Source organism: Microbacterium sp. (assembly GCF_003248605.1).
Classification (GTDB): Bacteria; Actinomycetota; Actinomycetes; order Actinomycetales; family Microbacteriaceae; genus Microbacterium.
In genome coordinates this window covers 1-10,017 of sequence record NZ_QFPF01000097.1, presented here as the reverse complement: position 1 = coordinate 10,017, position 10,017 = coordinate 1, and the positions used below count along the sequence as shown (strand labels likewise).

Genomic DNA, 10,017 nt, shown 5'->3' with positions numbered 1-10,017 from the left:
GACCGCGAATGGGGCGACGGCGGAGAATACGAGGCGCAGCACCTCGCCGTGGCCGAGTACATCATGGCGCAGGTGGCCGACGAGTACGCGGATGCCGCCACCGTGCCCTGGCAGCTGGTCTATCAGTCGCGCTCGGGCCCGCCGACCCAGCCCTGGCTCGAGCCCGACGTCTGCGATGTGATCGAGACGCTGCCCGCTCAGGGAGGCAGAGCGGTCGTCATCGTGCCGCTGGGCTTCGTCAGCGATCACATGGAGGTCAAGTGGGACCTCGACACCGAGGCGATGGATGCCGCCGCCGAGGCGGGTCTGCGTGCCGTGCGCACGCCCACCCCGGGCATCGACCCCGCCTACGTCGCGGGTCTGGTCGATCTCGTCGAGGAGCGACTGCACGGCACCCCGGCCGCCGATCGACCGCACGTGACCGACCTCGGACCGTGGTTCGACGTGTGCCGGCCCGCCTGCTGCGAGAACATCCGTGCGGGGTTCAAGCCGGCAGCATCCGGGATCGCCCCGTAGGCGCTCCCTAGGATGAATGCCATGCGCATCCACATCGCGACCGATCACGCAGGTCTCGAATTCTCCACCCGCCTGCAGCACCACCTCAGCGACCAGGGCCACGAGGTCATCGATCACGGGCCCCTCGAGTACGACCCGGTCGATGACTACCCGGCGTTCTGCATTCGTGCGGCGGAGGCCGTCGTGCGCGATCAGGCCGAGGGCGTCGAGGCTCTGGGTGTGGTCTTCGGCGGCTCGGGCAACGGCGAGCAGATCGCGGCCAACAAGGTGCGGGGCGTGCGCGCCGCCCTCGCCTGGAGCACGGCGACGGCGGAGCTCGCCCGGGAGCACAACGATGCGAATGTGATCGCGATCGGTGCACGTCAACACACCTTCGAAGAGGCCGCGTCGTTCATCGACACCTTCATCGCCACGCCGTTCTCGCAGGACGAGCGGCATGTCCGCCGTATCGCCCAGGTCGGCGCCTACGAGATCGACGGCTCGCTCCTGCCCGACCCGCGGGCGGCAGCGCCCGCCGGCGGCGAGTCGGCCGACGCGATCGACCCCGAGGCGGGCTGATGCCCGAGGGGCACTCCGTCCACCGGATCGCCCGGCAGTTCGACCGCAACTATGTCGGGCGCGAGGTCTCGGCCTCGAGCCCGCAGGGCCGGTTCCTCGAGGGCGCCGCGGCCATCGACGGACGGTCGGCGGTCTCGGTGCGCGCCGTCGGCAAGCAGATGTTTCTCGAATTCGACGCCGATCTGTGGCTGCGGATACACCTCGGGATGTACGGGGCCTGGGACTTCGCGGGCGAGATCCTCTTCGACCCGACGATCGCGGCCGCCAACGGGCGTATGGGACAGACCAACCAGCGCGGCACCGCTCTCGAGGGCGAGCCCGTGTTCGATGCCGCAGGGGAGAACTCCCTGAGTTCGATCGGCGCGCCGCGCCGGGCGCGCGTGCACGTGCGCATGTCGGAGCAGACGACGGGGCTCGCGGACGAGGGCGACGAATGGCCCCCGCCCGTGGTCGGCCAGGTGCGTCTGCGTCTGCTCACGGGCAGCACCTGCGCCGATCTGCGGGGCCCCACTGCCTGTCAGCTGCAGAACCCCGACGAGGTCGCCGCGACCATCGCGAAGCTCGGACCCGACCCGCTGGTCGACGACGTCGCCGCGGGGGAGGAGCGCTTCGTCACGGCGGTGCGCAGGAAGACGACGCCGATCGGTCTGCTGCTGATGGATCAGGCGGTGGTCAGCGGCATCGGCAACGTGTACCGGGCCGAGATGCTCTTCCGCGCACGGCTCGACCCGCACACGCCGGGCCGGGACGTGCCGACCGATGTAGTCCGCGAGCTGTGGCGCGATTGGGTGCGGTTGCTCGCGATCGGCGTCGAGACCGGCCAGATGATGACGATGGACGACCTCGACCCCGACGCGTACCGACGCGCGATGGCCCACCGCGACGACCGGCACTGGGTCTACCACCGCGCGGGTCTGCCGTGCCGGGTATGCGGCACCGAGGTGCTGCTCGAGGAAATGGGTGCCCGCAAGCTCTACTGGTGCCCGAGCTGTCAGCGCTGACAGCATCCATCCGCACGCGCGGATCGTAGGCTGATCGGGTGCGCCAGAATCCCTCGTTCGCGATGACCGACGTCGGCGAACTGCGTCGGCTGATCGACCTGAATCCCTGGGTGACCCTCGTCAGCCACACCGCCGACGGAGCCGTCGCCTCGCACTACGCGGTCCTTCTCGACGACGCGCGCGACGACCTCACGATCGTGGGGCACGTCGGCAAGCCCGACGACCTGATTCACGGTCTCGGCGACCGGGAGCTGCTCGTGATCGTCCAGGGGCCGCACGGCTACATCTCGCCGGGATGGTACGGCGATGTCGCGGCGGTGCCGACGTGGAACTTCGTCTCGGCCCACCTCTCCGGCGTACCCGAGCTGCTCAGCACCGAGGACAACCTCCGCGTGCTCGAGCGCCTCGTCGACCGGTTCGAGGGCACGATGGCTCACCCCCGGCCGATGTGGCAGGCGCCGAACGATCCGGTCTTCGTCGAGCGCCTCGAGCGCGGCACGGTGGGGTTCCGGCTGACGCCGACACGTGTGGTCGCCAAGCGCAAGCTCAGCCAGAACCGCCCCGCCGAGGTCGTCGAGACGATCATCGCCGAACTCTCGGGCGACGGCGTGTACGCTCAGCCCGCCCTCGCCGACGAGATGCGACGTGCTCTCGACGCACGACGGGCGCCGACGCCGTGAACCACGGCGAGCACGTCACGGCCGTCCTCGGCGCACGCATCGTTTCGGCGGGATCGCCGCTGCCCGGCGGCGACGACGAGCCGCACGACGTCTTCGTCGCCGACGGCCGCATCATCGACATCGCCCCGGCCGGCGCACTGCGACCGCGGGGCGCCGCGCTCGACGGCACGGGATGCTGGCTGACGCCGGGCCTGTGGGACCACCACGTGCATGTGATGCAGTGGGCACTGGTCGCCCAGCGGGTCGAGCTCGGCTCCGCCGCGTCGGCGGTCGACGCGGCGCGCATCATGGCGGATGCACCCGTGCTCCACGGTGTCCAGGACGACGGTCGACGTGTGGGCACGGGATACCGCGACGCCCTCTGGCCCGACGCGCCGAGCCTCGGTCTGCTGGATTCGGTGACGGGCGAGGTGCCGACCTACCTGATCAACGCCGACGTGCACAGCGTCTGGCTGAACTCCGCAGCGCTGCGTCGGGAGGGATTGGTCGACCTCGCCGACGACGGCGTGCTGCGCGAGGGGCCGGCGTTCGAGATCTCGCGCCGTCTGAACGACATCGAGCCCGCGATCGCCGACGCGTTCGTCACGCGCGCCGCACGGGCCGCCGCGGCGCGAGGGGTGGTCGGGATCGTGGATCTCGACATGGCCTGGAACGAGGGAGCCTGGACCCGCAGACTCGTCGGGGGGTTCGACGCGCTGCGCGTCGAGTTCGGCATCTACCCGGAGTATCTCGATCGCGCGATCGCCGAGGGGCTGGTCTCCGGCGCTCCCGTCCGCGGAGCCGACAGCGACCTGGTGCACGTGGGCCCCCTCAAGGTGATCACCGACGGATCGCTCGGCACGCGCACGGCGGCGTGCTCGCATGCCTATCCCGACGACCCGCACAACACGGGACTGCTCACCGTTGCGCCCGAACGGCTGATCGAGCTCATGACGCAGGCGACGGGAGCGGGCCTCCGATGCGCGGTGCACGCGATCGGCGACGTCGCCAACACCCGAGCCCTCGACGCGTACGCCCTGACCGGCGCCACCGGCACGGTCGAGCATGCGCAGCTGGTCGCCCACGCCGACATCCCCCGGTTCGCGCGCCTCGGCGTGGGTGCGAGCGTGCAGCCCGTGCATGCGCTCGATGACCGCGACATCACCGAGCGGGAGTGGGCGGCGCAGACGGCGCTGGCCTATCCGCTGCGTGCGCTGGCCGATTCCGGGGCTGCGCTGCTGTTCGGTTCGGACGCGCCCGTGTCACCGCTCGATCCGTGGGCGGCGATGGCTGCGGCGGTCTTCCGCAGCCGGGGCGGCCGCGCGCCGTGGCGTCCGCAGGAGGCCGTCCCGATCGGCACGGCGCTCGATGCATCGACGCACGGCGGCAGCGGCGGAGGCGCCGCGCGCATCGAACCCGGTGCGCGCGGCGATCTCGCCCTGTGCACGGCCGATCCCCGGACCGCGGATGAGCCGGGCCTGCGCGCCATGGGGATCGCCGCGACCCTGCTCGGCGGTCGGCTCACGCACATCGCCTGAGCTCGAGCCGTCCGAGGGACCTGCCCGGCGTGCACAGCTTCGGACGGAAGCGCCGACACGCCGGTTCATTGAGCCTGCGCGCGGCGCGTCGGGGACAGCATCCGCCGTTGTGCACGGGCGGGGATGCCGGGGCCCGGGCATGACGAAGCCCCCGGGCCGTGCGGCACCGGGGGCTAGACGACAGCTGCTACGCGCTGACGTGGGCGACGAGGAACCAACGGTCCTTCTCGAGGCCCCGCTTGATCTCGATCGCGACGTCCTGGCTCGTCAGATCGACCTCGTCGAGGCCGTCGATGGCGGCCTGGAGGTCGGCGAGCACGGCGTCCATGTCGGCGATCACGTCGCGCACCATCTCGTCGGAGGCCGTGAAGCCGGCCGGGACGGCCGTCGGCGTCACCTTGCCTGCGATCGTCGAGAGGCGTGCGTCGATGGGCAGGCCGAGGGCGACGATGCGCTCTGCAGCGGTGTCGGCCCAGTCGCCCGCGTGGTCGACGATCACGTCGAGCAGTTCGTGCACGCCCACGAAGTTCGCCCCGCGCACGTGCCAGTGGGCCTGCTTGCCGTTGACGACGAGGGCCTGGAGGCCGAGCACGACGGGGGAGAGGAACTGGGCCGCGCCGGCGGCGACGGTGGGGTCGACGGAACTGGTCGAAACGGTGGTGGAATCGGTGTGTGCCTTGGTCATGACATCCCCTCCTGCCACGGTTCTCGTGGCTCATTGGGCCCAACGCTACTCAGCCTCAGACATTCCGCAAGCAAGCTGAGGCTGGGCTAAGCGCCGCGGAACGACGCGGAAATACTGGGATCGGGTGCGCGGGCGGGTACCGTCATCTGGTGCCCTCCGCAGACCACGACCTCGGCCCCCAGAACCTCGGGTCGCCTGCCCGCACCGTCCTGAGAGAGCCGCCCGCGGCGTCGCCGGAGCACGCGGAGCCGTCGCGCTTCATCCCGCACGTGCAGGGCCTGCGCGCGATCGCGGTGCTCTTCGTCGTGCTGTACCACTTCTGGCCGGGGCGCCTCTCCGGCGGGTACGTCGGCGTCGACGTCTTCTTCGTCATCTCCGGCTTCCTGATCACGGGCCACCTGATGCGCGAGATCGAGGCGACCGGAGGCGTGCGCCTGGCCCAGTTCTGGGCGCGTCGCGCGCGGCGGCTTCTGCCGGCATCCCTGCTCGTGCTGCTCTTCAGCGCGCTGGTCGTCGCGTCGCCGTATCTGTTCCCCCTGTCCGCGCTGCCCAACGAGGTGCGCGAGATCATCGCCTCGACCTTCTACGTCGAGAACTGGTACCTGGCGATCTCCTCCACCGATTACCTCGCGCTCTCGGGGGAGCCCACGACGGTGCAGCATTACTGGTCGCTCTCGCTCGAGGAGCAGTTCTACGTGCTGTGGCCCCTGATCATGCTCGGTGCGGCATACATCGCGGTGCGATTCGCGCGGGCCGCCCGTCGCCGCGCGATCCTCTGGACGCTGGGCGTGGTCACGCTGGCCTCGTTCGTGTTCTGCGTGATCTTCACGATCACAGATCCCGCACCCGCCTACTTCGTCACGTTCACGCGCATGTGGCAGTTCGGCGTCGGGGCGATGATCGCCCTCATCCCGATGCTGCGCGTGCGGCACGCGGTCGGCAGCTTCGTCCTCGGCTGGGCGGGCGTCTTCGCGCTGCTGTATGCGGCGTTCTTCTTCGACGGTCAGACGCCCTTCCCGGGATACATGGCGCTCGTGCCGACTCTCGGCGCGGCAGCGGTGATCGCGGCATCCAACACGCAGCGCTGGTGGTACCCGACGCGGATGCTGTCCATCCGGCCCGCGCAGTTCGTCGGCGACATCTCCTACAGCCTCTACCTGTGGCACTGGCCGCTCATCGTCATCGCCCCCTCGGTGCCCTTCTGGGGGCTCACGATCTACCACCGCGTCGCACTGCTGGCGCTCTGCTTCGTGCTCGCGTGGCTCACCAAGCGCTTCGTGGAGGACCCGGCGCGTTCCTGGAAGGTCCTGACCCGCCGCCGCCCGCGCGTGACGCTGTGGTCGTCGCTGGTCGCCATGATCCTCGTGGCCGCCACCGCCGCGGGCGCGTGGGCCGTCAACGCGCCCGCCTACCGCGACGGCGTCGCGGCGATCGCCTCGCTGCGCGAAGACCCGCCGGAATGCTTCGGCGCGCAGAGCGTGCTCGACCCCGCCTGCGCCGGCACCGACTTCGGCGACCAGGTGCTCCCCGCACCCGGATTCGCCGCCGCGGATCGGCCCGCCGAGGAGCAGTGCTTCGTGCAGTTGAACGACACGCGCCCCGTGACGTGCGAGTTCGGCTCGGACGCCCCCGACGCGCCCGAGATCGTGCTGATCGGCGACAGTCACGCCTTCCAGCTGCTGTCGACGTTCGAGCGCATCGCGACCGACAACGGGTGGCACCTCACGACCCTCTTCAAAGGCGCGTGCCCGTGGAGCACGACACCCCTGTCCACCCCCGGCGCGTTCGGCGAGGCATGCACCCAGTGGCGTGAGAACGCCGTGGAGGTGCTCGAGCAGCGAGCACCCGACGCGATCTTCACCGCCGCCATCTCCACCACCCCCTACTCGACCGCGGGCTTCGACTCGCAGCACGACGCGGCGGTGGCCGGATATCGCGAGGCGTGGGCCCCGATGCTGGATGCCGGCATCCCGATCGTCACGGTCGTCGACAACCCCGTGTGGGAGAACGATCCCAACAAGTGCCTGCGCACGCGCGGTGTCGCCGCGTGCGACGGTCCGCGCGATGCGCTGCTGGGCGACCAGGATGCGCTGCGCGACGCCGCCGACGGTCTGGATGGTGTCACCGTGCTCGATTTCACCGATGTCTTCTGCGACGACACGACGTGCTTCCCGGTCATCGGCGGGGCGAACGTGTATCGCGACGAGGATCACCTCACCGTCAGCTTCGTCGATTCGCTCGCGCCGCAGTACGAGGTCGCGCTGAGATCGGCACTGGGGATGGGCGACGGCTCGCTGACGCAATAGCCTCGAGCGCATGACGATCTCACCCGACGCCTCGCTGATCGCCCTCGAGGGGGCGGAGCCCGTCGTGCACCCCGCATCCTTCATCGCCGCCGGCGCGCGCGTGGTCGGCGGGGTGACCCTCGCCGAGGGTGCCAGCGTCTGGTACAACGCCGTGCTGCGGGGCGACTCCGCCTCGATCCGCGTGGGTCCGGGCAGCAATCTGCAGGACAACGTCTCGGTGCACGTGGATGCCGCGCACGGCGTCGAGATCGGCGCCGACGTCTCGGTGGGGCACAATGCGGTCGTGCACGGCTGCCGCATCGGCGACGGCACCCTCATCGGCATGGGAAGCGTCGTGCTCTCGGGCGCCGTCATCGGTGCGGGGTGCCTGATCGCGGGCGGTGCAGTGGTGCTCGAGGGGACCGTCGTGCCCGATGGCTCGCTCGTGGCGGGAGTCCCCGGCAAGGTGCGCCGGACGCTGAGCGATGACGAACGCGCGGGGATCCTCCGCAACGCGCACGTCTATCGAGAGCACTCCGCGCGCCACGCGGCGGCGCTCGGCTGAGTTCGGAATCGGAGGGGCTGACGGGAATCGAACCCGCATCATTAGTTTGGAAGACTAAGGCTTTACCACTAAGCTACAGCCCCGCATTCGACGGGTGGCCGTCGAGGGTGGGTGTTCAGTTGTGGGGGACTGCGGCGGTGAGCCGCGGCATCCGTCAGTGTAACGGAGTCTGCGAGGGCCCACGAATCGCCGCGGCGGTGGGGCGATGGCGCGCGCACCTCGCCGCGTGCGACCGTCGGCTAGACTCGCATGGGCCGTTTCGTGTCCGCGCGCCTGCGTGGGTACCGCCCGGGGCGTAGCTCAGCTTGGTAGAGCGCCCGCTTTGGGAGCGGGAGGCCGCAGGTTCAAATCCTGTCGCCCCGACATACGTGCCCCCAGACCTCACAGACCTTCACCCGCCGCGTCCGCGTGTGCGGAACACCACCGAGGAGAACAACAAGCATGGTGAACAGCACCGTCGAGCAGCTGAGCCCCACCCGCGTCAAGCTGCGCATCACGGTCACCCCCGATGAGCTCAAGCCCAGCATCACGCACGCGTACGAGCACATCGCGCAGGACATCCAGATCCCCGGCTTCCGCAAGGGCAAGGTGCCCGCGCCGATCATCGATCAGCGTGTGGGCCGCGGTGCCGTCATCGAGCACGCCGTCAACGAGGGGCTTGACACCTTCTTCCGTCAGGCCGTCTCCGAGCACAAGGTGCGCATCGTGGGCCGTCCGGCCGCCGACATCGTCGAGTGGCCCAACGAGAAGGACTTCTCGGGCGACCTGCTGGTGGATGTCGAGGTCGACGTCCGCCCCGAGATCACCCTGCCCGAGCTCGAGACGATCACCCTCACGGTCGACGCCGTCGAGGTCGACGAGGCTGCGGTCGACGCCGAGCTCGATCGCCTGCGCGGCCGCTTCGGCACGCTCTTGACGGTGGACCGCCCCGCCAAGACGGGCGACTTCGTCGAGCTCGATCTGGTCGCCACGATCGACGGCGCCGAGATCGACCGCGCCGGCGGCGTGTCGTACGAGGTCGGCTCGGGCGAACTGCTCGAGGGTATCGACGACGCGATCGAGTCGCTCACCGCGGGTGAGGAGACCACATTCCGCTCGACGCTCGTCGGGGGCGACCACGCCGGTGAGGAGGCCGAGGTCGCCGTGACGATCAAGGCCGTCAAGGAGCGCGAGCTGCCCGAGGCCGACGACGACTTCGCACAGATGGCGAGCGAGTTCGACACGGTCGCCGAGCTGCGCGAGAGCCTGAGCGCGCGCGTGAGCGAGCAGTCCGTGTTCACGCAGGGCGCGGCGGCGCGCGACAAGCTGATCGAGACGCTGCTCGAGCAGCTCGAGATCCCGGTGCCCGCGCAGCTCGTCGAGGACGAGGTGCACAACCACCTCGAGGGTGAGGGTCGTCTCGAGGACGACGTGCACCGCGCCGAGGTGACCGAGGCCAGCGAGAAGCAGTTCCGCACGCAGGTTCTGCTCGACACGATCGCCGAGCAGTCCGACGTGCAGGTCTCGCAGGAGGAGTTGACCCAGTACCTCATCCAGTCGGCGGCGCAGTACAACATGGCCCCGCAGGAGTTCATGCAGGCGCTGCAGCAGGGCAACCAGCTGCCGGCGCTCGTCGGCGAGGTCGCCCGCAACAAGGCGCTCGCGATCGCGCTCGGCAAGGTCACGGTCATCGACACCGACGGCAAGTCCGTCGACCTCTCGGGCTTCGTCGCCGTCGACGACGAGGAAGAGATCGACGAGGCCGAGCTCGAGGCCGCCGAGGAGGCGCAGGACATCGCCGACGAGGCGGCCGCCGCCGAGGCCGAGAAGCCCGCCAAGAAGACTCCGGCCAAGAAGGCTCCGGCCGCCAAGAAGGCCCCCGCCGCCAAGGCTCCCGCCGAAGACGCCCCGGCCAAGAAGGCTCCCGCCAAGAAGGCCCCGGCCAAGAAGGCCGCGGCCGAGACGGAGTAATCGACTGAACGCCAAAGGGATGGATGCTGCAGCATCCATCCCTTTGGCGTCTCCGGGCCGCGAGTGCCGTGCCTCGACGCGTCGGCCCCATGCCCGCGTCGGCCCCGTGTGTTCGGCGTTGGGGCGTCGGAATCACGTTGGGGCGCGCTGCAGCGCGCCCCAACGTGATTCCCGCGCCCCAACGTGCGGATCGAGGGTCGATCTGCCCACGGCGAACACGACCGGCGGCGCCGATGCGCGCCGGTAGATTCGTCGCAGAC

General features: G+C 70.2%; 9 protein-coding genes and 2 tRNA genes. 9 read left to right on the top strand and 2 right to left on the bottom strand.

The annotated features are described in order from the left end of the window. From DI573_RS11930 to DI573_RS11910, 5 genes are all read left to right on the top strand, one after another. Positions 1-516, top strand: a 516-nt coding sequence (locus tag DI573_RS11930) for a ferrochelatase (RefSeq protein WP_292814487.1), incomplete at its 5' end; no start/stop codon positions are given. Between the two features lie 21 nt (positions 517-537). Then, positions 538-1,074 carry a ribose-5-phosphate isomerase gene (locus DI573_RS11925; RefSeq protein WP_292814484.1) on the top strand — a complete coding sequence of 179 codons (537 nt, stop codon included), beginning with the start codon at positions 538-540 and terminating at the stop codon, positions 1,072-1,074. Beyond that, positions 1,074-2,075, top strand: a complete 1,002-nt coding sequence (locus DI573_RS11920; protein WP_292814481.1) for a DNA-formamidopyrimidine glycosylase family protein — start codon at positions 1,074-1,076, stop codon at positions 2,073-2,075. The genes DI573_RS11925 and DI573_RS11920 overlap by 1 nt, the downstream gene beginning before the upstream one ends. 38 nt (positions 2,076-2,113) lie before the next feature. Then, the gene (locus tag DI573_RS11915) at positions 2,114-2,755 is read left to right on the top strand and encodes an FMN-binding negative transcriptional regulator (protein ID WP_292814478.1); all 642 of its coding nucleotides are present in this window, start codon (positions 2,114-2,116) and stop codon (positions 2,753-2,755) included. Positions 2,756-2,793: 38 nt separating this feature from the next. Continuing rightward, positions 2,794-4,272, top strand: coding sequence for an amidohydrolase family protein (locus DI573_RS11910; RefSeq protein WP_292814493.1), 1,479 nt, complete (start codon positions 2,794-2,796; stop codon positions 4,270-4,272). 187 nt (positions 4,273-4,459) lie between these two features. On the opposite strand, the gene DI573_RS11905 is transcribed toward DI573_RS11910, so the two are convergent. Continuing rightward, a complete protein-coding gene (locus tag DI573_RS11905) occupies positions 4,460-4,957 on the bottom strand; it encodes a DNA starvation/stationary phase protection protein (RefSeq protein ID WP_292814475.1) in 498 nt (165 codons plus the stop codon). Positions 4,958-5,106: 149 nt separating this feature from the next. On the opposite strand from DI573_RS11905, the gene DI573_RS11900 reads away from it, so the two are divergent. Next, on the top strand, positions 5,107-7,263 hold the full coding sequence (locus DI573_RS11900; protein ID WP_292814472.1) for an acyltransferase family protein: 2,157 nt from the start codon (positions 5,107-5,109) through the stop codon (positions 7,261-7,263). A gap of 10 nt (positions 7,264-7,273) precedes the next feature. Next, positions 7,274-7,807, top strand: coding sequence for a gamma carbonic anhydrase family protein (locus DI573_RS11895; protein ID WP_292814469.1), 534 nt, complete (start codon positions 7,274-7,276; stop codon positions 7,805-7,807). Positions 7,808-7,819: 12 nt separating this feature from the next. Here the strand turns inward: DI573_RS11895 and DI573_RS11890 are convergent. Further along, positions 7,820-7,890, bottom strand: a tRNA-Gly gene (locus DI573_RS11890). 206 nt (positions 7,891-8,096) lie between these two features. Here DI573_RS11890 and DI573_RS11885 point away from each other — a divergent pair. Then, a tRNA-Pro gene (locus tag DI573_RS11885) sits at positions 8,097-8,170 on the top strand. An 81-nt stretch (positions 8,171-8,251) separates the two neighbouring features. Next, positions 8,252-9,757, top strand: coding sequence for a trigger factor (gene tig, locus DI573_RS11880; protein ID WP_292814490.1), 1,506 nt, complete (start codon positions 8,252-8,254; stop codon positions 9,755-9,757). Positions 9,758-10,017 lie beyond the last annotated feature (260 nt).